This is a genomic window from Streptomyces roseus, from assembly GCF_001044425.1.
Lineage (GTDB): Bacteria > Actinomycetota > Actinomycetes > Streptomycetales > Streptomycetaceae > Streptomyces > Streptomyces roseus.
Genome location: NZ_LFML01000066.1, coordinates 1 through 577 on the forward strand (window position 1 = coordinate 1; position 577 = coordinate 577).

1 protein-coding gene is annotated in these 577 nt (G+C 71.6%); it reads right to left on the minus strand.

Annotation, left to right across the window (positions count from 1 at the left end; genetic code table 11):
* Positions 1-540, minus strand: a 540-nt coding sequence (locus ACS04_RS17150; RefSeq protein WP_245236423.1) for a DNA cytosine methyltransferase, incomplete at its 3' end; no start/stop codon positions are given.
* Between the last annotated feature and the right edge of the window lie 37 nt (positions 541-577).

Consider the following 577-nt stretch of genomic DNA (forward strand, 5'->3'; position numbering starts at 1 on the left):
GCGGCGCCGGGTCTGGGGCAGGCCGAAGTCGGCGGCGTTGAGCACCCCGGCCCATGTCGAGTAGCCAGCGGCGGCCAGCAGGCGTGCGGTGTGTTCGAAGAGGGGCAGTACCGCGGGGACCTCTTCCAGGGCGATCCATTCCGGGCGCAGGTCCAAGGCGTAGCGCAGGGGCTCGACGACGAGCAGGGAGCGCGAGTCCGCGCAGCCGGTCCGCAGGGTGGCACGTGTGTCGTGCCCGCGGGCGAGGTCGTCCAAGGCCTGGTGACACAGGGGTAGATCGGTGTTGCCCGCGCGGAGACCGGCGGCGCTGAAGGTCTGGCACGGCGGGGAACCGATCAGACCGGTCACCTTCCCGCCGAGCTGTGCGGTCGGATAGGCGGCGACATCGGCGCGGATCGTGGAATGCCCGGCTGCGGCCCGGGTGGCGCAGACAGCGCCATCGATCTCGATACCGACGTCCCGCAGCCCGAGTGCGCTCAGGCCCTCGGACCAGCCACCGGGGCCAGCGAACAGATCCAGGATCAGGGGACTCGTGGTCACGATGCGGCCCCCTTCTCGTGCGCGGAGCCGTGGTTGG